Source organism: Streptomyces cucumeris, from assembly GCF_024295805.1.
In the GTDB taxonomy this organism is placed as follows: Bacteria; Actinomycetota; Actinomycetes; order Streptomycetales; family Streptomycetaceae; genus Streptomyces; species Streptomyces cucumeris.
Genome location: NZ_JANCLX010000010.1, coordinates 115,564 through 139,867 on the forward strand (window position 1 = coordinate 115,564; position 24,304 = coordinate 139,867).

The 24,304-nt window shown below is 73.7% G+C and carries 21 protein-coding genes; 13 read left to right on the forward strand and 8 right to left on the reverse strand.

Annotated elements, in window-relative coordinates:
• Positions 1-16: 16 nt before the first annotated feature.
• From NMK44_RS17425 to NMK44_RS17440, 4 genes are all read left to right on the forward strand, one after another.
• Entirely contained in the window at positions 17-427 is a 411-nt protein-coding gene (locus NMK44_RS17425; protein WP_254744018.1) for a hypothetical protein, read from the forward strand.
• A 9-nt stretch (positions 428-436) separates the two neighbouring features.
• Positions 437-1,330, forward strand: a complete 894-nt coding sequence (locus NMK44_RS17430; RefSeq protein ID WP_254744020.1) for a hypothetical protein — start codon at positions 437-439, stop codon at positions 1,328-1,330.
• A 67-nt stretch (positions 1,331-1,397) separates the two neighbouring features.
• The gene (locus NMK44_RS17435) at positions 1,398-4,781 is read left to right on the forward strand and encodes a CHAT domain-containing protein (RefSeq protein WP_254744022.1); all 3,384 of its coding nucleotides are present in this window, start codon (positions 1,398-1,400) and stop codon (positions 4,779-4,781) included.
• A 184-nt stretch (positions 4,782-4,965) separates the two neighbouring features.
• Positions 4,966-7,533, forward strand: coding sequence for an ATP-binding SpoIIE family protein phosphatase (locus NMK44_RS17440; RefSeq protein ID WP_254744024.1), 2,568 nt, complete (start codon positions 4,966-4,968; stop codon positions 7,531-7,533).
• Positions 7,534-7,552: 19 nt separating this feature from the next.
• Here the strand turns inward: NMK44_RS17440 and NMK44_RS17445 are convergent, their stop codons facing one another.
• A complete protein-coding gene (locus NMK44_RS17445) occupies positions 7,553-7,927 on the reverse strand; it encodes a winged helix-turn-helix transcriptional regulator (RefSeq protein WP_254744026.1) in 375 nt (124 codons plus the stop codon).
• Positions 7,928-8,097: 170 nt separating this feature from the next.
• On the opposite strand from NMK44_RS17445, the gene NMK44_RS17450 reads away from it, so the two are divergent.
• Positions 8,098-9,051 (forward strand): NADP-dependent oxidoreductase, encoded by a 954-nt coding sequence (locus NMK44_RS17450; RefSeq protein WP_254744262.1) that lies wholly within the window; start codon positions 8,098-8,100, stop codon positions 9,049-9,051.
• Between the two features lie 222 nt (positions 9,052-9,273).
• Here the strand turns inward: NMK44_RS17450 and NMK44_RS17455 are convergent, their stop codons facing one another.
• On the reverse strand, positions 9,274-10,137 hold the full coding sequence (locus NMK44_RS17455; protein ID WP_254744028.1) for a Rossmann-fold NAD(P)-binding domain-containing protein: 864 nt from the start codon (positions 10,135-10,137) through the stop codon (positions 9,274-9,276).
• Between the two features lie 80 nt (positions 10,138-10,217).
• Between NMK44_RS17455 and NMK44_RS17460 the strand changes: the two genes are divergently transcribed.
• Positions 10,218-11,168, forward strand: a complete 951-nt coding sequence (locus NMK44_RS17460; protein WP_254744030.1) for an AraC family transcriptional regulator — start codon at positions 10,218-10,220, stop codon at positions 11,166-11,168.
• On the opposite strand, the gene NMK44_RS17465 is transcribed toward NMK44_RS17460, so the two are convergent.
• Complete coding sequence (locus NMK44_RS17465) at positions 11,119-12,318, reverse strand: glycosyltransferase (protein WP_254744032.1); 1,200 nt, start codon at positions 12,316-12,318, stop codon at positions 11,119-11,121. The genes NMK44_RS17460 and NMK44_RS17465 overlap by 50 nt on opposite strands.
• Positions 12,319-12,594: 276 nt before the next feature.
• On the opposite strand from NMK44_RS17465, the gene NMK44_RS17470 reads away from it, so the two are divergent.
• Positions 12,595-14,514, forward strand: a complete 1,920-nt coding sequence (locus NMK44_RS17470; protein WP_374215284.1) for a glycosyltransferase family 2 protein — start codon at positions 12,595-12,597, stop codon at positions 14,512-14,514.
• 44 nt (positions 14,515-14,558) lie between these two features.
• On the opposite strand, the gene NMK44_RS17475 is transcribed toward NMK44_RS17470, so the two are convergent.
• From NMK44_RS17475 to NMK44_RS17485, 3 genes are all read right to left on the reverse strand, one after another.
• The gene (locus NMK44_RS17475) at positions 14,559-15,272 is read right to left on the reverse strand and encodes a cytochrome b/b6 domain-containing protein (protein WP_254744034.1); all 714 of its coding nucleotides are present in this window, start codon (positions 15,270-15,272) and stop codon (positions 14,559-14,561) included.
• Positions 15,256-16,032 (reverse strand): molybdopterin-dependent oxidoreductase, encoded by a 777-nt coding sequence (locus NMK44_RS17480; RefSeq protein ID WP_254744036.1) that lies wholly within the window; start codon positions 16,030-16,032, stop codon positions 15,256-15,258. Before NMK44_RS17480 ends, NMK44_RS17475 begins: the two co-directional genes overlap by 17 nt.
• 116 nt (positions 16,033-16,148) lie before the next feature.
• On the reverse strand, positions 16,149-17,804 hold the full coding sequence (locus NMK44_RS17485) for an FAD-binding dehydrogenase (protein ID WP_254744038.1): 1,656 nt from the start codon (positions 17,802-17,804) through the stop codon (positions 16,149-16,151).
• 250 nt (positions 17,805-18,054) lie between these two features.
• Here NMK44_RS17485 and NMK44_RS17490 point away from each other — a divergent pair, with 250 nt between their 5' ends.
• Genes NMK44_RS17490 through NMK44_RS17505 form a run of 4 tightly spaced genes read left to right on the forward strand, consistent with a single transcriptional unit; the run spans position 18,055 to position 20,130 of the window.
• On the forward strand, positions 18,055-18,750 hold the full coding sequence (locus tag NMK44_RS17490; protein WP_254744040.1) for a hypothetical protein: 696 nt from the start codon (positions 18,055-18,057) through the stop codon (positions 18,748-18,750).
• A 27-nt stretch (positions 18,751-18,777) separates the two neighbouring features.
• Positions 18,778-19,386: an NUDIX hydrolase gene (locus NMK44_RS17495; RefSeq protein WP_254744042.1), complete on the forward strand. Its 609-nt coding sequence runs from the start codon at positions 18,778-18,780 to the stop codon at positions 19,384-19,386.
• Positions 19,383-19,793, forward strand: a complete 411-nt coding sequence (locus NMK44_RS17500; protein WP_254744045.1) for a YidH family protein — start codon at positions 19,383-19,385, stop codon at positions 19,791-19,793. Before NMK44_RS17495 ends, NMK44_RS17500 begins: the two co-directional genes overlap by 4 nt.
• A 4-nt stretch (positions 19,794-19,797) precedes the next feature.
• Positions 19,798-20,130: a DUF202 domain-containing protein gene (locus NMK44_RS17505; protein ID WP_254744047.1), complete on the forward strand. Its 333-nt coding sequence runs from the start codon at positions 19,798-19,800 to the stop codon at positions 20,128-20,130.
• Positions 20,131-20,178: 48 nt separating this feature from the next.
• Here NMK44_RS17505 and NMK44_RS17510 read toward each other — a convergent pair whose 3' ends face one another.
• On the reverse strand, positions 20,179-21,105 hold the full coding sequence (locus NMK44_RS17510; RefSeq protein ID WP_254744049.1) for an NADP-dependent oxidoreductase: 927 nt from the start codon (positions 21,103-21,105) through the stop codon (positions 20,179-20,181).
• Positions 21,106-21,394: 289 nt separating this feature from the next.
• On the opposite strand from NMK44_RS17510, the gene NMK44_RS17515 reads away from it, so the two are divergent.
• Both NMK44_RS17515 and NMK44_RS17520 read left to right on the forward strand, forming a co-directional pair.
• Entirely contained in the window at positions 21,395-22,417 is a 1,023-nt protein-coding gene (locus tag NMK44_RS17515) for a phosphotransferase family protein (protein WP_254744051.1), read from the forward strand.
• A gap of 6 nt (positions 22,418-22,423) precedes the next feature.
• Positions 22,424-23,638 carry an acyl-CoA dehydrogenase family protein gene (locus tag NMK44_RS17520; RefSeq protein ID WP_254744053.1) on the forward strand — a complete coding sequence of 405 codons (1,215 nt, stop codon included), beginning with the start codon at positions 22,424-22,426 and terminating at the stop codon, positions 23,636-23,638.
• A gap of 54 nt (positions 23,639-23,692) precedes the next feature.
• Here the strand turns inward: NMK44_RS17520 and NMK44_RS17525 are convergent, their stop codons facing one another.
• Positions 23,693-24,286, reverse strand: coding sequence for a TetR/AcrR family transcriptional regulator (locus tag NMK44_RS17525; RefSeq protein WP_254744055.1), 594 nt, complete (start codon positions 24,284-24,286; stop codon positions 23,693-23,695).
• Positions 24,287-24,304: the final 18 nt, after the last annotated feature.

Below are 24,304 nucleotides of genomic sequence, written 5' to 3' on the forward strand. Positions count from 1 at the left end.
ACCTAGGATCGGCTCCGTGACGAGCGACACGGAACGGAACGAGCGGAACGGACGGAACGGGTGGGACGAGCAGCGGGCGCTGGCCGCGTTCTGCGCGGTGCTGCCCCGGCTGAGGGCCATGCTGCGGGGGCCGGCCTCCCGGGCCCGGCGGGCGGCCGTGGAGCAGGTGGTGCTCACGGCGCGGCGCGGTGAACCGGTCGGTGAACTGCTGGCCGGACTGGGGATCGACAGCGCTGACCCCGTCCCGGCGGCAGCGTCGCGCGCGACGCTGCCGACGCCCGTGGAGGAGGACCGGCCCGCACGGGTCACCGGCGTCTACCTCTGCCCGCTGGGCAGGTGTCCGCGCGCCGAGGAACGCACGGCCGCCTCGGAACTGCCCTCGTGCGGAGTGCACGACCAGGCCCTGCGCTTCGTCGCCGACCGGTGAGCGCGCGCCATGGTGAGCGGGTTCCTCTCCGAGTTCGGCAGGAAGGTCGCCGAGCGCTGGGCGACCCAGGTGATCCTGCCCGGCCTGCTGTTCACCTCCGCCCTGGCGGTGGCGTCGGCGCTGGGCCAGCGCCGGTGGGCGGACACCGGGCTGCTGTGGCGCACCCTCGGCGCGTTCGCGGCGGTGGGCGGGGCGGGGCAGCAGGGGGCCGGATCGGCGCGGACCGTGATGCTGGTGATCGGCGTGGTGGCGGTGTCGGTGGCGGTCGCGCTGGTGGCGCGGGCGCTGGGCGGACCGGTGACCTCGCTGCTCTCCGGCCGCTGGCCGTTCTTCCTCCGCCCGCTGGACCGGCGGCTGACGGCCGGTCGGCTGACGGACTGGCGGCGGTGCGACGCGGCGTACGAGGCGGCCCGGGAGGCGGGCGAGGACGCGCACCGGCTGGGTGAACTGGCCGCGGAGCGCAACGCAGTGGCGCTCACCGTGCCGCGGCGGCCCACCTGGACCGGGGACCGGCTGGCGGCCCCGGCGGTCCGGGTGCGGGACCAGTACGCACTGGACCTGACCGCCGCCTGGCCCCGGCTGTGGCTGCTGCTGCCCGACACCACCCGGCAGCCGCTGACCGACAGCCGCCAGGGCTTCGACGAAGCGGCTGCGCTGGGCGGCTGGGCGGTGCTCTACGGCGCGCTGGGCGCGCTGTGGTGGCCCTCCGCGGTGGTGGGCCTGGGGGTGGCCGTGGTCTGCCGGCGACGGGCGCGGGAGACGGCCGAGGCATACGCGGAGCTGGTGGAGGCCGCGGTCGACGTCCATCTGGACGAGCTGCTGGACCGGTTCGACGACGAGTTCCGGCCCGTCCGGCCGGGGCGCGGCGCGTCGGTCACCGAGCGGTTCCGCAAGGGCGTATGAACCGCGGCTGTGCGGGGGCGTCTCCGCGGACCCGCGGCGCACCACTGGGCCATCGAAAGGGGGCACCATGCGTGACCGGCTGCTCGCGGCCGTGCAGTCCCGGCTGGACCTGGCGGTCCGTACCGGCGATCTCTCGGGCGCACAGGACCCGCGGGCGGGCGAGGAGGCCGACGGGCTGTTGGCGTACCTGGCCACCCCGCGGGGCGTGGATGCCCAAGTGCTTTACGCGACGGGCTTGTTGCACTGGTTCCGCGCCACCCTGCCCGGTGAGGAGGGGCAGGAGTCCTGGGCGCTGTCGGTGGTCCTGCTGTGGCCGTTCTATCTGAGCCGGGCGGAGGCGCTGCCCGCGCCGGTGCGCGCCTCCTTCACCCGGGCGCTGTCCCCCTCGGTGCGGCCCGCCGGGGAGGAGCTGGTCCGCGCGCATGCGGAGGCCATGGGCAACCTGGCCATGCTGCTGGTGACGCGGCTGGTGCGGGAGCCTGCGGACCGGACGGGCGGGCGGGTGGCGGTGCGGCTGCTGCGGGACGCGGAGCGCGTCCTGCCGCCGGGTCATCCGTCCCGTCCGCTGGTGCTGTGCAACCTCGGCTACGCCCTCGTGCTGGCCGACCTCATGGCGCACCAGGGCGCGGATCCGCCGCCGATGCCGGAGCTGGACGCGGCGGTGACGGTGCTGCGGGAGGCGTTCACCACCACCCCGCGCGCCCATCTCAACCACGCGCGCTGCGCCAACGGGCTGGCGCTGGCCCTGCGGTGCAAGGCAACGCTGACCCGGGACCGGCCGCTGCTCGGGGAGTCCGTGGAACTGCTGCGGACGGCGGTGGCGACCGCCACCGAGGTGGACCAGAACCTCCCGCAGATGCGCGCCGACCTCGGGGCCGGGCTGCTGATGTGGGCGGAGTCCGGGGCGGAGCGCCCCGGCGACGTGGACACGGCCCTGCTCGACGAGGCCCTCGGGTTCCTGAAGCAGGCGATCATCGGGCTGCCCGCGGGCAGCGCGGAACTGGAGAACGCGAAGGAGGTGTTCACCCGCGCCACCATGCTGCGCGCCCCGAGCCGGGTCCGGGAGCAGCGCGATCCGGAGACCCAGGAACATCTGAGGGTGCTGGACGGCCTCACGGCGTCCATGGTCCCCCGCCAGGGCGCGGAGGGCTCCGGCGACAGCAGCCATCCGCTGGCGTTCGTCGCCAAGATGATGAACATGGTCTCCGGCGGCGGCTCCAGCCGCCACGCGCAGCTGATGGACCTCGCGACGGCCCTGATGCGCTACCCCGACGAGGTGGGGATGGCGGAGCTGACCGCCAAGGCGATGGAGACGCTGGCGGCGCAGTTCAGCCATCTGCCCCCGGAGGAGCGCGAGGAGGCGATGCGCGCGTTCCTGGACCGGTCCGAGGACAAGCCGCCCCGGCCGGTGGACACCACCGAGCTCGACGCGCTGCTGGCGGTCCACGACCGGGTGCTGCGGGAGATGCCCGAGGACCACCGGGACCGGGTGCTGGTGACGTTCAACCGCCACGGACTGCTGCTGGTACGCCACCAGCACGACCCGGAGAAGATGTCGCGGGAGAACTGGACGGCGGGGCTGGCCGATCTGATGCCGCTGCTCCGGGAGGCGGAGGGCGGACTCCCGGCGATCCTGGCCAGGATGGGGCTGTCGGGCGACCATGTGGAGGCCCAGGTGATGCTGGCCAACGCCCAGCAGTCGCCCTTCGAGATGCTGGCCCGCACCGCCGCCGCCATCCGGCAGGGACGGCGGCGGCTGGCCACCCTGCCGGACGACGACCCGGCGTACCTCCAGGCGCAGAAGGCCCTGGCCCACGCGCTGTTCGACCGCTATCCGCTCGACCACGACGAGGCGGACTTCCAGGAGGCGGCCGGACTGGCCCGCCGGGTGCTGAACGCCCTCCCCGCCACCGATCCCTATCTGCCGTTCCTGCTGATGGCCTGGTCCTCCGCGGTGAGCAGCCGGATGCAGCACGAGGCGCTCGACGAGCCGCCGGAGACGGCCGAGCGCGACCGGCCGAGCAGCGCCGCGGCCCGGCTGGCTTCCAACGCCGCCGCCGACGCCCTGGGCTACCGGGACGCGCCCGGCGCGCTGGAGGCGCTGGAGGACGGGCGGGCGTTCCTGCTGTCCACGGCGGTCAACGCCCGCCGGGAACTGAACCATCTGCGCCGGACCGACGCCGCACTGGCCGCACGGCTGGTGGAGCTGCGCGAGCGGGTGCAGGCGCTCCGCGGGCGGGGCTCCTACGGACAGGTGCCGCGCCAGGAGGACATGGCCGAGTACCGGGAGCTGGCGGTGCAGTGGAAGGAGCTGATGGACCGGCTGCAGCGGCTGCCCGGTTTCGAGCGCTTCCTGCTGCCGCTGCCGCTGGGGCTGCCGGATCTGCTGCCGGCCGCCGCCGAGGGCCCGGTGGTCAGCGTGAACGTCAATCCGCGCCGCTGTGACGCCCTGGTGCTGCGCCCGGACGGGCTGGTGCCGGTGGCGCTGCCGGGACTGCGCGCCGGGGAGTTGATCGAACAGGCGGAGGCGTTCCACGAGGCGATCGGGGTGCTCACCGGCGGCGGGGGCGGGCTGCTGACCGGTCCGGCGCGGCAGGTGGTCGTCGAGACGCTGGGCTGGCTGTGGGACGTCCTGGCCGAACCGGTGCTGAACTCCCTGGGGCTGACCGGTCCCCCGCCGGAGGGTGAGCCCTGGCCCCGGCTGTGGTGGTCGCCCACCGGACCGCTCAACTCGCTGCCGCTGCACGCCGCGGGCCATCACGGCCGGCCCGGGGACGCGGTGCTGGACCGGGTGGTCTCCTCGTACACCCCGACCCTGCGGAGTCTGCTGCACAGCCGGGCCCAGCCGGTGGCGGCCCGGCGGGCCGCGCTGGCGGTGGCGATGCCGGACACGCCCGGCCACGCCCCGCTGCCGCGCACGGTGGACGAGGCGGGTGTGCTGGCCGCGCGGGCCGGGGGCGCGGCGCCGCTGGTGGGGGCGGCGGCCACCCGGGAGGCGGTGCTCGCGGCGCTGCCCGGGGCGGCGGTGGCGCACTTCGCATGTCATGCGGGCAGCGATCCGGCCGATCCGGCCGCCAGCCATCTGCTGCTGCACGACGGGCCGTTGAGCCTGTCCGCCATCAGCGCGCTGCATCTGGACGGGGCGGAACTGGCGTATCTGTCGGCCTGCGGTACGGCGCGCGGCGGGGCGCGGCTGGCGGACGAGGCGATCCATGTGGCCTCCGCCTTCCACCTGGCCGGATACGCGCAGGCGGTCGCGACCCTGTGGGAGGTCGGCGATGAGGTGGCGGCCGAGGTGGCCGCCGGATTCCACGGCGCCCTGGAGGATGCGCTGACCGCTCCGGACCGGCTGCCCGGGGCACGGGCGCTGCACACGGTGACCCGGCGGATGCGGAACGCCAGACCGGATCAGCCGTGGACCTGGGCGGCGCTGCTGCACGCCGGGGCATGAGGCGGGGACATCTGGGGGCCGGTCGGCCGGGCCACAGGGGCCGCATGGGCCGATATCGATCCGACACCGATCCGAAGCGATATTTCGTCTTTCATCTACCGATAAACCGGGAAAGACGGAGGAGTGAGGCACAACGTGGGCATGCGCCGGACGGCCCCGCGCACCCGCGGCCGGAGGTGAGTGCATGGCCGGGCAGATCCCCGTGGACGAGGCCGTCGCGGCCCGGCTGCGTCTGATCGTCAAGGCCGGTGAGGAGCTGCGCGGCGCCGACCTGCTGAGCTTTGTGCTCGAGCATGCGGTGACGGAGTGCGGCGGTCTCGGCGGGATGGTGCATCTGCGCGGCCCCGGGGGCCGGGAGCTGCTGCTCACCACGGCCCACGGCCTGGTACGCACGATCGCCGGGGGCTGGGCGGAGATCGGGGTCGGGAACGGCACCGCCCCGGCCCTCGCGGTGACCCGTGGACTGCCGGTGTGGCTGCCCGCGCGCCCCGGCGAGGACGGCACCGGCGCGGTGCTGCCCGCCGGGACGGGACTGCTCGCGGTGCCGCTGACCGGCACGGACGGCACGGTGGCCGGGGCGCTGTCGGTGCTGGCCACCGCCGAGGAGCCGGGTCCGGGGTGCCGGGCGGCCCTGGCGGAGCTGGCCGGCTGGACCGGCCCGCGGCTGCCGGACCCGCGGGAGTCCCCGCCGGAGCCCTGGCGGGGCGGGGGCGGCCCCGAGCACCGGATCGCCCCGGACTCGGTCAGCCGGGCGCTGTGGCATATGAGCGACGCGTTCTTCGCGGTCGACGCCCAGTGGCGGATCACCTTCGTCAACGTGGAGGCGGAGCGGCTGCTCGGCGCCTCGCACGCACTGCTGGGCCACACGCTGTGGGAGGCGTTCACCCGGCTGGGCGTGGACATCGCGGAACCGGGTCTCCCGGCGCGCTACCGCCGGGCGGCCGAGGCCGGCGCCCCGTCCGGTTTCGAGGTGCGCTGGCCCACCAACCAGCGGTGGTACTACATGCGGCTGGTCCCGGTGCCGGACGGGCTCGCGGTCTACGCGGCCGACATCACCGAGACCCGCGCGCGGGAGGAGGAGCGCGCCGCCGCCGAGCGGGCGGCCGCCGAGCGCGGTGCCCGGCTCGGTGAGCTGACCGACGCCCTCGCCCAGGCGCTGACGATGCGCGAGGTGGTGACCGCGATCGCCGACCGGGTGCTGCCCCCGTTCGGGGCGTCGGGCTTCGTCGTCCAGCTCATCGAGGGGAGCCAGATCCAGGTGGCGGGCGGCGTCGGCTATCCGCAGTCGTTCCTGGAGGCGATCGACGGCTCCCCCATCGGCGATCTCTCGGCGGTCTCGGAGGTCTACCACACCGGGGCACCGGTCTTCATCGACTCCGTCGAGGAGTTCGCCCGGCGCTATCCGACGCAGGCGGACCGTCCGTTCTCCGCCCGCAAGGCGGCGTGGGCGTTCCTGCCGCTGGTCGTCTCCGGCCGGGACATCGGCTGTTCGGTGATCTCCTTCGCCGAGCCACGCCATCTCACCGGTGAGGAACGCGCGCTGCTCAACGCGCTCAGCGGGCTGATGGCACAGGCCATCGAGCGGGCCCGGCTGTACGACATGGAGCACACCCGGGCCAAGGAGCTCCAGCGCGGGCTGCTGCCGCGCACCCTGCCGACGGTGCACGCGGTCACCACCGCCGCCCGCTATCTGCCCGCGAGCGAGGGCGTCGAGGTCGGCGGTGACTGGTACGACGTGATCCCGCTGTCCGGGGCCCGGGTCGCGCTGGTGATCGGCGATGTGATGGGCCACGGGCTGTCCGAGGCGGCCACCATGGGACGGCTGCGCACGGCCGTGCACACCCTGGCGGACCTGGAGTTCCCGCCCGCCGAGCTGCTCACCCGGCTCAATGACCTGGTGAGCGATTTCGGCGACAGCCTCTACGCCACCTGTCTGTACGCGGTGTACGACCCGGTGACCGCCACCTGCTCCTACGCCCGCGCCGGACATCCGCCGCCGGCCGTGGTCCGCCCCGGGGAGCCGGTGCGCTTCCCCGGCCACGCGCCGGATCCGCCGCTGGGCGCGGCCCGGCCGCCGTTCGAGACCACCGAGGTCTCACTGCCCGAGGGCAGTCTGCTGGTGCTGTACACCGACGGGCTGGTGGAGTCCGCCGCGCGGGACATCGACCGCGGGATGGAGCATCTGGCGCGGACGCTGACCGCCGCCGCGTCCGGCCCCGGCTCCGGACCGGGGGCGCTGCACATCTGGCGGAAGGAGGCGCGCGGCGAGAGCGCGTCCCTGGAGCGGCTGTGCGATGACCTGCTGGCCGAGCTGGTACCGGAGAAGCAGGGCACGGCGGACGACGCGGCGCTGCTGATCGCCCGTACCCATGCCATCGCCCCGGACGACATCGCCACCTGGCCGCTCTCCCCGGGACCGGTGGCGGCGGGCGAGGCGCGCGACCACGTCCGGGAGCAGTTGCTGCGCTGGGAGCTGGCACCGCTGACCACCACCGCGGAGCTGCTGGTCAGCGAGTTGGTGGGAAACGCGGTCCGGCACGGCAAGGGCCCGGTGGAGCTGCGGCTGCTGCGCGGTGACGGGCTGATCTGCGAGGTGTCCGACGGCAGTCTGACCACCCCGCGGATCCGCCACGCCTCGGAGACCGACGAGGGCGGGCGCGGGCTCCAGCTCGTCTCGGCCCTCTCCCACCGCTGGGGCACCCGCTACACGGCGGCGGGCAAGTGCATCTGGACCGAGCAGCGGGTGCCGTGACGCCGCGCCCGCGGGCCCCTCATACCGCGCCGGCGGCCGGGCCGATCTCGTCGAGGTGGGTCTCCACCCAGCCGCGCAGCTGCCCCAGCGGTTCGGAGACGCTGCGCCCCAGGGCGGTCAGCTCGTACTCGACATGCGGCGGGACGGCCGGATAGACGGTACGGTCCACGAAGCCGCTCTCCTCCAGCCGGCGCAGCGTCTGGGTGAGCACCTTGGGGCTCACCCCCTGCAACCGCCGCTGGAGACTTCCGAACCGCTGCGGTCCTTCCTCCATCGCGCCGATCGCCAGTGCCGACCACTTGTTGGCGAGCAGGTCCAGCACTTCGCGGCAGGGGCACTGGGCGGCGTAGACATCGTGCAGATCATGACGGCCCGAGTCACAGTTGGTGGTCATGGGAACGCTCCTGGCACGGCTCTGACGAGGATACTTCCCCAAGGGTAGCAGTAGCCCTTGCAGGTAACTACGGCCCATTGGGTAGCTTCGGCCCCCAGCCCAGGACATGCGTCGAAGGCGTACGGCATGTCCGTGATCCATGAGGAGGACCCGTGTCCGCATCACCGTCCATGCGAGCCATCAGCCAGGACGCGTTCGGCGGCCCGGAGGTGCTGCGTCCGGTGGAGGTGCCCCGTCCCGAACCGCTGCCCACCGAGGTACTGGTGCGCGTCGTGGCCGCGGGGGTGAACCCGGTGGACCACAAGACCCGCGAGGGCGGCGGGATGGCCGGGGTCCTGGGCGAGCCGCCGTTCATCCTCGGCTGGGATGTCTCCGGTGTGGTGGAGGCGACCGGTTTCGGGGTGCACACCCTGGAGCCCGGGGACGAGGTGTACGGCATGCCGTGGTTCCCCCGTGCCGCGGGCGGCTACGCCGAGTACGTCACCGCCCCGTCCCGGCAGTTCGCCCGCAAGCCCAGGAGCATCGGCCATGAGCAGGCCGCCGCGGTGCCGCTGGCCGCGCTGACCGCGTGGCAGATCCTCACCGACTCGGCCGGGGTGCGGTCCGGTGAGCGGGTGCTGATCCACGCGGCGGCGGGCGGCGTCGGCCACTTCGCGGTGCAGTTCGCCAAGCACCTGGGTGCCCATGTGATCGGCACCGCGCGCACCGCCAAGCACGACTGGCTGCGCGGACTGGGCGCCGACGAACTGGTCGACTACACCGCCGTCCGGTTCGAGGACGCGGTGCGCGACGTCGATGTGGTGGTGGACCTGATCGGCGACGGGGTGGACGACACCAGCACCCGTTCGCTGGAGACCCTGCGCCCCGGCGGCCGGCTGGTGGCGGTGCCCTCGGGCGTCTCCCCCGAACTGATCGAGCGCGCCGCGGCCCGGGGCTTCCGCGTCTCCCCCTACCTGGTGGAGCCGGACGGCCCCGCGCTCACCCGGATCGCCGAACTGATCGACGCCGGTGAGGTGGCCGTCGAGGTCGAGGACGTCCTGCCGCTGGAGGAGGCCGCCGAGGCGCACCGCCGGCTGGCGGAGGGCCGCACCCGGGGCAAGCTGGTGCTGCGGGTGGCGGACTGACCCGCTGACACGATGAGTGGCGGAGGACCGGCACGGCTGGGGGGAGAATGCCGGACCTCCGCCATCGGACGTCCCATCAGGGGCACGGAACGCCACCGGAACCGCCTTCCGGTGTGTCCGGGAAGCGGCTCCGGCCCCTGTCTATCCGGCCCCGGCGCACCCCGGCAATGATCGTTTCAGGAAGCTGCCACCGCGGCCCCGGACCCGGCCGGGGCGATGGCCTCATACGGCCCAGGCACCGCGGGCCGCGCCCTCGCGGGCAAAGTCGGTGAAGTCCCGCGGCGCCCGGCCCAGTACCCGCTGGACCCCGTCGGCCAGATGGGCGTTGCGCCCGTCCAGCAGGGTGGTGAACAGCTCGGTCAGGAACGCCACCAGCTCCGGCGGCAGCCCGTATCCGGCCAGGGCCTCGCCGTACTCCGCCCCGGAGACCGGCAGATAGCGCACCGGACGGCCGGTGACGGCGGTGAGTTCGGCCGCCGCCTCGGCGAAGGTCAGCAGCCGCGGGCCGGTCAGCTCGTGGACGCGGCCCGCGTGGCCCTCCCCGGTCAGCGCGGCGACGGCCACCTCGGCGATGTCCTCGGCGTCCACGAACGGCTCCTTGACGTCCCCGGCGGGGAAGACGACCTCACCGCCGAGCACCCCGTCCCGCAGCAGCCCCTCGTCGAAGTTCTGGAAGAACCAGGCGGCCCGGATGACGGTCCACTCGGCGCCGGGCACCGCCACCGCCCGTTCGGCGGGCAGTGCCGCGTCCGCACCGCGGGCCGACAGCAGCACCAGCCGCCGTACGCCGTGCGCCACCGCCTCCTCGGCGAAGGCCCGGATGACGGCCGCGGCGCCGGGGTCGGTGATGTCGGGGTAGTAGGCGAGGTAGGCGGCGGCCGCACCGCGCAGCGCGGGCGCCCAGGTGTCACGGTCCTCCCAGTCGAAGTGCGTCCCGCCGGAGCGGGAGCCGATCCGCACCGGCACTCCGGCGCGGGTCAGCGCCGCGGCCACCCGGCCGCCGGTCTTGCCGGTGCCGCCGGTGACGAGGACGGGCCGGGCGCCGGTCGCGGGGGCCACGGGGTTCGCATCGCTCTGCTGCGTCATACGGACAGTCAACTGCCCTGACATGAGACGGACCATGGCTCAGCGGCTCACCTCCATACGCGTACGTCTACGCTTGCGCCATGGACGCTCTGGCGAGTCTGCTCGACGGGCCACGGGCCCGGGGCGCGTTTCTGCTCCGCGCGGTGATGGAACCGCCCTGGTCGATACGGATCGAGGACCGGGCCCCGCTGTGTGTGATGACCATGGCGTGCGGTGAGGCATGGGTGGTCCCGGACACGGGTCCGGGCCTGCGGCTGCGCCCGGGGGACGTGGCGATCGCGCGCGGCCCGCATCCGTACACGGTCGCCGACGATCCGGCCACCGCGCCACGGGCGTGGATCCTGCCCGGTGAGGTGTGCCGTACGGCCGAGGGCGAGGACCTGGCCGAGACGATGGCGCTGGGCGTGCGCACCTGGGGCAACAGCCCCGACGGCTCGGCCGTCATGCTCATCGGCACCTATCTGCTGGAGGGCGAGATCAGCGGACGGCTGCTGGACGCGCTGCCACCGCTGCTGGTGGTGCCCGGGGAACAGGCGTGCGCCCCGCTGATGCCCCTGCTGGCCGAGGAGATCGTCAGGGACCGGCCGGGACAGGAGGCGGTGCTCGACCGCATGCTGGACCTGCTGCTGATCTCGACGCTGCGGTCCTGGTTCTCCCGGCCGGACGCCGATGCCCCGGCCTGGTTCCGGGCATTGGGCGATCCGGTGGTGGGCCCGGCGCTGCGGCTGTTGCAGGGCCATCCGGCGCACCCCTGGACGGTGGCCGCCCTCGCCGCGAGGACCGGTGTCTCCCGCGCGGCGCTGGCCCGCCGCTTCACCGCCCTGGTCGGTGAGCCGCCGATGGCGTATCTGACGGGCTGGCGGCTGTCGCTCGCCGCCGATCTGCTGCGGGAGCCGGACGCCACCCTGGCGTCGGTGGCCCGGCGGGTCGGCTACGGCGGCGCCTTCGCGCTCAGCGCCGCCTTCAAGCGCGAACGGGGTGTCAGCCCGCGGGAGCACCGCGCTCACCACGCTGTGGCATCCGCAGGCTGACCGGCGCCCCGCGCAGACAGCCGTCCGGACCGCAGCTCGTGGCGCGGTCGTAGAGGTCCATCAGCCGCCGGGCGGACCGGGCGATGTCATAGCGGTCCACCACGTCCGGCACCGGGAATCTGCGCGGGCCCGCGGCGGCCTGCTCGCGCAGGGCCCCGGTGAGCGCGGCGTCTCCGGGGCCGATCCGTCGGGCGCCGGGGGCCGCGCCCGCCGGCAGTTCCTCCAGCGCCGGGCAGACGGTGTGCAGTACCGGCAGCCCGGCCGCAAGGCCCTCCAGGGCCGCGAGGCCGAACGCCTCCTCGGTGGACGGCGAGACCAGGACGTCCATGGCGGCCAGCAGACCGGGCAGCCCCGCGGGACGGTCGTCGGCGGGGGCCACCGCGCCGTCGCGCTCACCCAGCAGCCGGACCCGTCCGGCCACCCCGAGCCGGACCGCCAGGTCCTCCAGCGCCGCCCGTTCGGGCCCCTCGCCGACCAGCAGCAGCCGGGCCCCGGGCAGTCCGGCGACGGCCCGCAGCGCGGTGTCGAACCGCTTGTCCGCGACCAGCCGCCCCACCCCGCCGACCACGAAGTCCCGTTCAAGGATGCCGAGCCGGGCGCGGGCCGCGGTGCGGGCGGCGGGGGTGAACCGGAAGTGGCGGGCGTCGATCCCGTTGGGCACCAGATGGATGCGCCGGCTGGACACGCCCCAGTCACGCAGCCGGTCGGCGACGGCGGCCGACACCGCGACGGTCGCCGCGCCCAGCCGCTCGGTCGCCAGATAGCGGGCGCGCACCCCGGCGGTCAGCGGACGGCCGTCGATCCGGCGCTCCCCCAGCGCGTGTTCGGTGGCGATCACCGCCCGGACCCCCGCGAGACGGGCCGCGGTCCGGCCGAGGACACAGGCCCGGTAGAGATGGGTGTGCACCACGTCGTAGCCGCCGGAGCGGACGGCACGCACCAGCGACGGCAGGGCGCTCCACCCGGATTCGCCACCGCCGCTGGTCAGATGGGTGACGGGGGTGCCGTCCGCGCGGATGCCCTGCGCGGTCAGACCCGGTCCGGTGAGGGCCAGGACGTCACACCGCACCGGCAAGTGGCGCAGCAGCAGTCGCAGTTGCTGCTCGGCGCCACCCGCGCCGAGGCGGGAGATGATGTGCAGAATTCTCATCGGGCGGCCGCGCCCCATCCTCCGTATTCCGCGGACTCCATTCCCGGACGACCCTGCCAGAGAGCGGAATGTAAATCACGTAAGACGCGCGCTGATAGGCCACCGGGGTGACGGTCCTTCGTACCGCCAACGGGGCGCGCCGAAAATACGATGTCCACAGTTCCGCTCCATGGGATTGTTACCTTCTCATCTCGCGCGATGACCTGAATAATGTGGTACGTCCGGGTCATCGCGGCGCGACATTCCCTTCCACACGGCCCCGCGGGAGTGCCCCAGATGCCTGCACAGATCCCCGTCAGACCTCAGCGTCATCAGGCCGGTGCGCCCGCCGCGGCGCATCGTGCGCATCCCGCGCCCCCGGCCGCGCGCGCCGCCTCCGGCGGCGTACACCACCGCCCCGCGGCGATGTACGAGTACAAGCGCTACAGCGAACTGGCGGGGCCGCTGACGGAACCCTGTGCCGACCGTCCGTACCGGGTGCGCACCCGCAGTCTGCTGGCCCAGGAGCCGCACCGGTACCGGGCGGCGCTGCTGCTGTGCGCGGCGCCGGTCTGCTCGGCGCTGCTGCTGCTGTGGCTGCTGCGCCCGGACCACTGGGTGCGGCGGGAGCATGTGGCGGGCTGGGAGACCGCGGCGGATCTGACCATGCTGGTCTCGATCGCGCTGATCGAGAGCTTCCGGCTGTTCACCGTGGTCTCCAACGCCCATGCCACGCTGGTGGCCCGCGATCCGGTGCCGGTGGTCGCCGAACCCGGTACCAAGGTGGCGTTCCTGACCAGCTTCGTACCCGGCAAGGAGCCGCTGGCGATGGTCCGGGCGACGCTCGAGGGCGCGGTGCGGCTGCGCCACACCGGACCGCTGGATGTCTGGCTGCTCGACGAGGGCGACGACCCGGAGGTCAAGGAGCTGTGCGCACGGCTGGGCGTGCACCACTTCTCACGCAAGGGCATCGAGAAATGGAACCAGCCCAAGGGGAGTTTCCGGGCGAGGACCAAGCACGGGAATTACAACGCCTGGCTGGACGCGCACGGCGACGCCTATGAATTCATGGCGTGTGTGGATACCGACCATGTTCCGCTGCCCAACTTCCTGGAGCGGATGCTCGGTTACTTCCGCGATCCTGATATCGCGTTCGTCGTCGGTCCGCAGGTCTACGGAAACTACGACACGGCGGTCACCAAGGCCGCCGAGAGCCAGCAGTTCCTGTTCCACGCGCTGATCCAGCGGGCCGGGAACGCCTACGGCGGCCCGATGTTCGTGGGCACCAACAACGCCGTGCGGATCAGCGCGCTGCGCAGCATCGGCGGACTGTACGACTCGATCACCGAGGACATGGCCACCGGCTTCGAACTGCACCGCCGCCGCAACCCGGTGACGCGGAAGAAGTGGCGCTCGGTCTACACCCCGGACGTCCTGGCCGTCGGCGAGGGCCCGAGCACCTGGACCGACTTCTTCACCCAGCAGATGCGGTGGAGCCGGGGCACCTACGAGACGGTGCTCAAGCAGTTCTGGAAGGGCCCGTTCACCCTGTCGCCGGGCAAGCTGCTCAACTACACGCTGATGATCGCCTACTACCCGATGACGGCGCTCAACTGGGTGCTCTCCGCACTGTCCTGTGCGCTGTTCCTGATGCTGGGCGCCTCCGGACTGCACATCCCCGCCGAGATCTGGATGATGCTCTACAGCGACGCGGCGATGCTCCAGATCGGGCTCTACATCTGGAACCGCCGCCACAACGTCTCCCCGCACGAGCCGGAGGGCTCCGGCGGGCTGGCCGGGATGCTGCTGTCGGCGCTGTCCGCGCCGATCTACGCCAAGTCGCTGTGCGACGCGGTGCTGCGGCGCACCAGCCGGTTCGTGGTCACACCCAAGGGCGATTCCTCCAGCCCGGACCGGCTGTCCACCTTCCGGATCCATCTGCTGTGGGCAGGGGTCTTCGGCTCCTCCCTGGTCGCCTCGTTCTTCTTCGGGCACGAGCACGCGGCGATGCGCACCTGGGCGTCGCTGGCGCTGGCGCTGTGTCTGGCGCCGGTGGCCATCTGGGGCGGCGGGGTGCTGCTGCGGCGGCGCGGACGGCCCGCCGCCCCGGCCGTGCCCACCGCGCGTTCGGACAGCCGCTGTACGTCCGCCAAGGTGAGCATCGTGAAGGAGGGCGCGCGGGAGTCCGCGCCGGAGGAGGCGGTCTGCGCGCTCTGACCGCACCACGGACGCCCGGCTCCCCCAGCGGAGCCGGGCGTTTCTCATGGCCGCGGTTCTCCGGCGGGCCCGGAGTGTCCGGTGTCCTCGGCCCCCTGGGGGCTCCGGGGGCCCTCAGGACGCCACAGCGGATGCTCCCGGGCCGCCCACCGCGGGTCCACCCGCCCGGTGCGCATCCCGCGCCGGGCCTCGGGGTCGGCGAGCGCCTTCCCGATGTGCCCGAGCAGGACGAGGCCCAGGAAGAGCGCCAGCCAGTCATGGACGAAGGTGGCACTGGTACGCCAGACCAGCGGGGCCAGACCGGTGAACCACATCAGCACCCCGGTGCCCGTCATCACCAGCACCGCCCCGGCCAGATACGCCGCCCACAGCTTCTGCCCGGCGTTGAACTTGCCCGCCGGACGCGACTCCGGCCGGTGGTCGCGCCGCAGCGCGGCCCGCAGCCAGCGGCGGTCATGCGGTCCGAACCGGTTGAGCCGGCCGAGGTCGGCCCGGAAGGCCCGGGAGGCCAGGCCCAGCAGCACCGGGGCCGGGGTGAGGATCCCGGACCAGGTGTGGACGGTGACGACCAGCGCCCGGCGGCCCACCAGTTCGGCCAGTTCGGGCACGTACAGACAGGCCGCGCTGACCACGCACAGCCCCATCAGGACGGCGGTGACCCGGTGGACCCAGCGCTCGGCCGGGGTGAAGCGGAGCAGCCGCGGCCGGGCTGCGGTCCCGGCCGCGGTCCGCGGCGCGGTGTCAGGCGGTGGGGTCATCGTCGCGTCCGTTCGACCGGCCGACCCAGGCGTCGACGTCATAGCCCCGGTCCTCCCAGTACCCGGGCCGCACCCCGTCGGTGAGGGTGATCCCGGAGAGCCACTTCGCGGACTTGTAGAAGTACATGGGCGCCACGTACAGCCGCACCGGGCCGCCATGGGCGTGCGCGAGCGGTTTGTCGCGCATCCGCAGGGCCACCAGGACGTCCGCGCGGCGGGCCTGGCCGAGCGTCAGGCTCTCGCTGTAGGCGCCGTCGAAACAGGTGAAGCGGACCGCGGTGGCCTCGCCGCGGACCCCGGCCGCCTCCAGCAGGTCCGCGAGGCGCACTCCCTCGAACGGGGTCCGCCGCACCCGCCAGCCGGTGACGCACTGGACGTCGCGGACCAGCCGGGCTTGCGGCAGCGCGCGCAGTTCGTCCAGCCGGTAGCTGGTGGGCCGGTCGACCAGACCGTCGACGGTGAGCCGGTAGTTCCCGGCGTCCTTGTGCGGTACGGAGGAGGTGACGGAGTAGTAGCGGAACCCACCGCCGTTGGGGAGGTAGCCGGTGACCCCGGTGGGGTCCTTCTCCGCCACCGCGGCGAGGCCGCTCTCCAGCCGTGCCTGGAGCCAGGGCGCGGCGGCCATCGCGCCCGCGCCGAGGCCGAGCATGCCGAGGACGAGACGGCGGCCGACGGGGGCGCCGGTGCGGTCGGCGTCGGTCACGGCGTCCTCGTCGGCGTCGGCTTCGACGGGGTCGGCATCGCCGCTGTGGTGGTCCATGTCCCGATGAGAGCACCGGACCGGGTCCCGCGCCATCTCCTGCGCGGATTCGTCAGACTTCCGTCAGATCCGGAACGTCCGCGGGGTCCCGTGGGCTCCGGTACGCCGCGCGGGCGTCATCCCACCGCCTCGGCCGCCGCCCGGCCCGCGGTGCGTCCGGAGAACAGACAGCCGCCGAGGAAGGTGCCCTCCAGCGCGCGGTAGCCGTGCACGCCACCGCCGCCGAAGCCCGCCACCTCGCCCGCCGCGTAGACCCCGGGCAGCGGGTCGCCGCCCTCGGTCAGCACCCGCGAGGACAGATCCGTCTCCAGACCGCCGAGCGTCTTACGGGTCAGGATGTTCAGCCGTACGGCGATCAGCGGGCCCGCCTTGGGGTCGAGCATCCGGTGTGGCGCGGCGGTGCGGATGACCCGGTCGACGAGATAGCGGCGGGCTCCGCGGACCGCGGTGACCTGGGCGTCCTTGGTGTAGGGATTGGCGATCTCCCGGTCCCGGGCGGTGATCTCGCGGCGCAGCTCCGCCTCGTCGATCAGCGGTTCCTTCGTCAGCTCGTTCATCCGCCGCACCAGCGCGGTCAGCGAGCGTTCGACCACGAAGTCGGCGCCATGGTCCATGAACGCCTGGACCGGGCCCGGGGCCCCGCCCCCGGCTCGGCCGAACACCCCGCGGACGCTCTTGCCCGTCAGATCCGGGTTCTGCTCGGAGCCGGAGAGGGTGAACTCCTTCTCGATGATCTTCTGGGTGAGCACGAACCAGGTGTGGTCATGGCCGGTGCGCATGATGTGTTCGAGGGTGCCGAGGGTGTCGAACCCGGGGAAGAGCGGCACCGGGAGCCGTTTGCCGCGGGCGTCCAGCCACAGCGGGGAGGGGCCGGAGAGGATCCTGATGCCGTGCCGGGGCCAGATCGGGTTCCAGTTCTCGATGCCCTCGGTGTAGTGCCACATCCGGTCGGGGTTGATGATGCGGCCGCCCGCCGACGCGGTGATACCGAGCATCTTGCCGTCCACGTGCGCGGGGACGCCGGAGATCATCCGCTCGGGCGGACTGCCCAGCCGCTCGGGCCAGTTCTCCCGCACCAGGTCGTGGTTGCCGCCGATCCCGCCGGAGGTGACGATCACCGCCTGGGCCCGCAGTTCGAAGGCGCCGGTGACCTCACGGCTGCTGGCGGTGCCGCGCTCGGTGCCGCTGGGCTCCAGGATGTCGCCGGTGACGGTGTCGACGGCGCCCGCGCTGCGCACGAGGCCGGTGACCCGGTGCCGGAAGCGCAGATCGACCAGTCCACGGTCGGCCGCGGCCCGTACCCGCCGCTCGAAGGGGGCGACCACACCGGGGCCGGTGCCCCAGGTGATGTGGAAGCGGGGGACGGAGTTGCCGTGTCCGGTGGCGTCGTAGCCGCCGCGCTCGGCCCAGCCGACGAGCGGGAACAGCCGCAGCCCCTGGGCGTGCAGCCAGGACCGCTTCTCCCCGGCCGCGAAGTCCACGTACGCCTCGGCCCAGCGGCGCGGCCAGTGGTCCTCCTCGCGGTCGAACCCGGCCGTGCCCAGCCAGTCCTGCCAGGCCAGCTCCCGGCTGTCGCGGATGCGCAGCCGCCGCTGCTCGGGCGAGTCCACGAGGAAGAGGCCGCCGAAGGACCAGTGGGCCTGGCCGCCGAGGGACTGCGCGGGCTCCTGGTCGAGCAGGATCACCTTGCGGCCCGCGTCGGCCAGTTCCGCGGTGGCCGCGAGACCCGCGAGCCCCGCACCGACCACGATCACATCCGCGTCGTACGCCATGGTGGTGTTCCGTTCTGGTCGGCCCGCCGACGGTGTCGTCGCTGCGATCCTCCCTACCGGCCGGTATGCCGTCAACCCGCCGTGGGAGCGCTTTCCGGACTGCCAACTCCCGGACGGCATCGCCTTGTACAACAAAAGGTGACAATCGTTCACCGAGATTGGACAGCATTCGGCCAACGGTGCATCATCAACGCCCATGGCTGACCGCCCCCTTGAGCATTCCGGGCCGCCGCACCAGGCGGAACGTCGTGTGGTGAACCCGACCCTGGTCACACCCGGCCCGCAGCCCGTCGAAGCCGCCGGGCCCGGCGCCGATGACGTGCCGCAGGTGCTCCGGGGTGAGGTGGTGGGCCCCCGGCACGCCCGCCGCCGGCCGGCGGACCACCGGCGCAAGGCCGCGGCCGGGGCCGTGCTGCTGTCCGCGACCGGCGCCGCCACCGCACTCTTCCTGCTCATGGGCAAGGACGCGCGCCAGCCCACCGCCGCGCCCGACACCTCCTCCTCCGCGCCCGACCGGCCCGACGCGCACACCGCCGCGTTCGGTGACTCGGCGGTCGGCGACTCGCCGCTGCGCGGTTCGCGCGCCGAGCGGTCCGCACCGGCCGCTCCGGCCGCCGCGGACCGGGTAGCGCCCGCCTCCGGCACCCCGGACGCCCGGCAGGGGCACTCCGCCGCATCCCGGCAGGACCGGCCGTCCGCACGGCCCGGCGGGGTCTCCGGTGACTGGGAGGCCAAGGCCGACCAGCTACGCCGCTGGGCCCGCGGCCACACCGAACGGCACGGCGACGGCTCGGGCGGACCGTCCGCGGGCGACGGCCGCGGCACACCCCGCCACGGGGACGCCCCCGGCGCCGCGACCGGTCAGGGGCAGGAACAGGGCCAGGACCGCGCGCCCGGCAACGGCCGGGGCGGATCCGGCCACTGGGGCGGCGGCCACCGGCGCTGACCGCCCGCGATCTGCTTGTATGGCGGCATGCCTGATCAGGAGCCGCTTCCCGGCGACGGGCCGCCACCGGCCGCCGAGCCCCCATCCACCGCCGCGTCCCCGTCCTCGGACGAGCCGCTGTCCGCGGACGAGCTGCTGGACATCGTGGACGAGCGGGACCGGGTGGTGGGCCGGGCCCGGCGCGCCGACGCCATGGCCAACCGGCTGCGTCACCGCTGCGTCTTCATCCTGGCGCGGGACCCCCGGGGCCGGATCTTCGTCCACCGCCGCACCCCGCAGAAGATCGTCTTCCCGTCGCACTACGACATGTTCGTCGGCGGGGTGGTCGGCGCGGGTGAGAGCTACGACGACGCGGCGCTGCGCGAGGCGCAGGAGGAACTGGGCGTCACCGCGCTGCCGATGCCCGAGCCGCTGTTCTCCTTCCTCTACGAGACGCCCGAGCACACCTGGTGGAGCCGGGTCTACCAGGTGCGCTGCGAACAGCCCGTCGCACCGCAGGCCGAGGAGATCGCCTGGCACGCCTTCCTCACCGAGGAGGAGCTGACCCGGCGGCTGCCGGAGTGGGAGTGGGTACCGGACGGCCAGGAGGCGTACCGGCGGCTGCTGGAGTGGCGCCGGGAGGGGCTCGCCCCGTGAGCGGCCCCCGTCCGTCGCGCGGCGCGCTGTCGGAGGTCCGCCTCTGGTTCGCGCCGGACCGCCTGCGCGCGGAGGGCCGGACCCCCGACTACCGCTTCTCGCTCGCCAACGAACGCACCTTCCTGGCCTGGCTGCGGACCGCGATGGCGCTGGTGGGCGGGGGTTTCGCGGTGGACCAGTTCCTGACCGACACCACCCGCCCGCTGCGGATCGCACTCGCCCTGGTCCTGCTCGCGGGCGGCGCGCTGTGCGCGCTGCGGGCGATCAACCACTGGATCCGCTGTGAACGCGCCATGCGCCGCGGTGAGGATCTGCCCAGCTCGCGCTTTCCGGTGGTGCTGGGGCTGGCCGTCGGGGTGGTCGCGCTGGGCATGGTGCTGGTGGTCGCCTTCGGCTGGGGTGTGTGAGCGGGTGCCGGAGGGGAACGCGCGGCACAGGAGCGGAACCCGGGACCCGGGTCTCCAGCCGGAGCGCACCCGGCTGGCCTGGCGGCGGACGACACTGACGTGTGCGGTGGCCGCCTCGCTCGCCGGGCGCCAGACGCTGTCCTCCGGCACCGGCCCGCTCCCCCTGCTCGGCCTGGCCCTGGTCGTCCTGGCCTGGCTGGCCTTCCTGGGCGCGGCACACCGCCGCATCCGGACCATGGACGCGCCACGTCCGCCCGCACTGTCCCCGCGGGCGGCCGTGGTCGCCGTGGCCTGCGTCCTGGCCATGACCCTCTTCGGCGCGGCGACCCTCCGCTGACCACCCCGGACACCCGGCCGTCGTACAGCCACACTTCCCGTGGAGCGCTCAGTCGACCGTGACGGCGATCTTGCCCCGGGTGTGGCCCTCCGCGCTGAGGCGCTGGGCCTCGGCGGTTCGCGGGAGCGGGAGGACCGCGGCCAGTTCCACGCCCAGGGCGCCGCGCTCAGCCAGATCGGTGAGGTCCTGGAGGTCGCTGGGGTCGGGGCGGACGAAGACGTAGTGGCCGCCGAGGCTCAGCACCTCCGGATCGGCGATGGAGGCGAGCCGTCCGCCGCGGGCGAGGAGCTCCGCGGAGGCGGTGAGTGCCTGGCCGCCGACCAGGTCCAGCGCCGCGTCCACGCCGCGGGGTGCCAGCTCGCGCAGCCGGTCCGCGAGCCCGTCCCCGTAGGCGACGGGCTCCGCGCCCAGCGTGCGCAGATAGTCGTGGTTGCGTTCGCTCGCGGTGCCGATGACCCGCGCGCCCATGTGCCGCGCCAGCTGGACTGCCATCGAGCCGACGCCGCCCGCCGCCGCGTGCACCAGCACGGTGTCGCCCTCGGTGACCCGCAGCGCCCCGGTCAGCGCCTGGTACGCCGTCAGTCCGGCCAGCGGGATGCCCGCGGCCTGGGCGAAGGAGAGGTTGCGCGGTTTGCGGGCGAGGGTGCGCAGGGGCGCGGCCACGTACTCGGCGAAGGTGCCCCGGGAGAGGAAGTCCTCCCGGACGTACCCGATCACCTCGTCACCGGGCCGGAACCCGGTCACCGCGGGGCCCGGCCGCTCCACCACCCCGGCGACGTCCCAGCCGGGGATGACGGGGAAGACGGCGTCCAGGACCGGGTCCAGATATCCGGCCTGGGCCTTCCAGTCGACGGGGTTCACGGCGGCGGCCCGGACCCGGACCAGTACGGAGTCGGGGCCGACCTTGGGGTCCGGGACCTCGCCGTAGTCGAGGACCTCGGGGCCGCCGTAGCGGCGGTAGCTGATGGCCTTCATGGTGGCGCTCCTTGCGGTTCCCTGAGGTGCCCCGCGGCCGCCGGTGCGCGGTCGCGCGGACGGGGCCGTACGGCACGGCCGCGTCGCGGTGGTCTCCCTTCGACGCTCCGCCGCCCGCCGCCCGCGCGCAAACCGGCGCCGGTACGGGTACCGGCACAGGGCCCCGTACCGGGCGCGCGGCACCCCGCATGGGCTCCGTCACCGCCCCCCCCGCACTGGACTACATACCGACTGGTCGGCATCATGAGTCGGAACCGTTCGCCCCTTCTCCCCCGGAGGAAGAGATTCGATGAACGCAGGCAACCCCCCAGGGCTCGACCTCGAGCGGCTGCGCGCCCATCTCGACCGGGAGCGGGCGGGGCTGGTGCGCGGGCCGCTGAGCGCCGGGCTGATCGAAGGAGGCCGGTCGAATCTCACCTACACCGTCACCGACGGCGTCTCCCGCTGGGTGGTCCGCCGCCCGCCGCTGGGCCATGTGCTGGCCACCGCGCACGACATGGCGCGTGAGCACCGGGTGATCAGCGCACTGCATCCGACCAGTGTGCCGGTTCCGGAGCCGGTGCTGCTGTGCGAGGACGACTCGGTCATCGGATCGCCCTTCTACGTCATGGAGTTCGTCGAGGGCACCCCGTACCGCACCGCGGACCAGCTCACCGCGCTCGGCCCGGAGCGCACCCGGGGCGTGGTGCTGTCGCTGGTGGACACCCTGGTGGCACTGCACTCGGTGGACCCGGCCGCGGTGGGGCTCGGGGACTTCGGACGGCCGGAGGGCTTCCTTGAGCGGCAGCTGCGCCGGTGGGGCAAGCAGCTCACCGCCTCGCGCAACCGCGACCTGCCCGGGATCGATGAGCTGCACACCCGGCTGGGCAAGGCGCTGCCCGCCTCCCCCGCGCCCACCGTGGTGCACGGCGACTACCGGCTGGACAACGTCCTGGTCGGCGGCGACGACCGGATCAAGGCGATCCTCGACTGGGAGATGTCCACCCTCGGCGATCCGCTGACCGATCTCGGTCTGATCGTGATGTACAGCAATCACCCGACCCTCCCCGACTCCCCGATCTCCAGCACCTCGGGCGCCCCGGGCCACCCCGGCACCGACGAACTGGTCCAGCGGTACGCCGAGGGCTCGGGCCGGGACGTCAGCGGCGTCGCCTGGTACACCGCCTTCGCCTACTTCAAGCTCGCGGTGATCCTCGAGGGCATCCACTACCGCTTCACCCTCGGACAGACCGTCGGCGCGGGCTTCGACCGCATCGGCGACATCGTCCCGGGCTTCATCGACCACGGCCTGACCACCCTCCAGGAGAGCTGAGACGTCATGGACTTCGCATTCGACGCCCGTACCGAAGAGCTGCGGACCCGGCTGCTCGCCTTCATGGCCGAGCATGTCCACCCGGCCGAGGCGGTCGCCGAGGAGCAGCGCGCCGCGCTCGCGTCCCCGTGGGACACCCCGCCCGTGGTCGAGGAGCTGAAGGCCGAGGCCCGAGCGCAGGGGCTGTGGAACCTCTTCCTGCCCGACGAGGAGTACGGCGCGGGGCTGACCAACCTCCAGTACGCCCCGCTCGCCGAGATCACCGGCCACAGCCCCCAACTGGCGCCCACAGCCCTGAACTGCGCCGCCCCGGACACCGGCAATATGGAGGTGCTGACCCAGTTCGGCAGTGAGGCCCAGCGCAAGCAGTGGCTGGAGCCGCTGCTCGCGGGCGAGATCCGGTCGGCCTTCGCGATGACCGAGCCGGAGGTCGCCTCGTCCGACGCGACGAACATCGAGACCCGGATCGAGCGCGACGGCGACGACTACGTCATCAGCGGCCGCAAGTGGTACATCTCCGGGGCGATGAACCCGGACTGCGCGATCTTCATCGTGATGGGCAAGACCGATCCGGACGGCGCCGATGTGCGCCGCCAGCAGTCGATGGTGCTGGTGCCCCGGGACACCCCGGGCGTGGAGATCCGCCGGGCGATGCGGGTCTACGGCTACGAGGACCACTACCACGGCGGCCACGCCGAGGTGGTCTTCGACCGCGTACGGGTCCCGGCGGCGAACCTCATCGGTGAGGAGGGCGGCGGTTTCGCCATCGCCCAGGCCCGGCTCGGCCCCGGCCGTATCCACCACTGCATGCGGCTGATCGGGATGGCCGAGCGCGGTATCGAGCTGATGTGCCGCCGGGCGCTGGGCCGTACCGCGTTCGGGACGCCGCTGGCCCGGCAGGGCCAGGTCCACGAGTGGATCGCGGACGCGCGGGTGGCGGTGGAGCAGCTACGGCTGCTGGTGCTGAAGACCGCGTGGCTGATGGACACCGTCGGCAACCGCGAGGCGCACACCGAGATCCAGGCCATCAAGATCGCCACCCCCCGGACGGTGGTGGACATCCTGGACCGCGCGGTGCAGCTCCACGGCGCGGGCGGGGTCAGCCAGGACTTCCCGCTGGCCGAGCTGTGGGCGGCGGCGCGCACGCTGCGGCTGGCCGACGGGCCGGACGAGGTGCACCAGCGGTCGCTGGCCCGGCGTGAGCTGAAGAAGTACGCGTAGACCGGGAAGGGGCGGGGTCGTGCCCGACCCCGCCCCTTCCCGTCACCGGGTTTCCTACGGCCGCAGGGCGCGCAGCAGCAGATCCGCCAGATGGTCGGCGACCTGCTGGGGGCTGAGCGGTCCGCCGGGGCGGTACCAGGTGCCCAGGTGGTGGACCGAGCCGAAGTGGTAGTCCACCACCAGATCGGCCGGAGTCTGTGAGCTGAACACCCCGGACCGCTGGCCCTCCTCGATCAGCGCGCGGAACCGCTCGTGGTAGCGGCGGCGCTCGGCGCGCACCTGCTTGTGCTTCTCCGGGCTGAGGTGGTGCATCGACCGGAAGAAGATGGTGGCGTCGTCCAGGTTCTCGATGGTGGTGACCACCACGTCCGCCGCCGCGTCCCGCAGCCGCCGCTCCACCGGCGCGTCGGCGTCGGCGAAGGCGTCCAGCCGCTCCTGCTGGAGCCGCAGCACCCGGCCGTAGATCTCATGGAGCAGATCGTCCTTGGAGCCGAAGTAGTGGTAGAGGGCGCCCTTGGTGACACCCGCCGCCTCGACGATCTCCTGGACGGACGTACGGTCGAAGCCGCGCTCCGCGAAGAGCCGGGTGGCAGCGGCCAGCAGCCTCTGTGGCACCGGCTGTCCCTCGCCGTCCGTCGCTCTCGCCATGGTCGCCACCCCGATCTC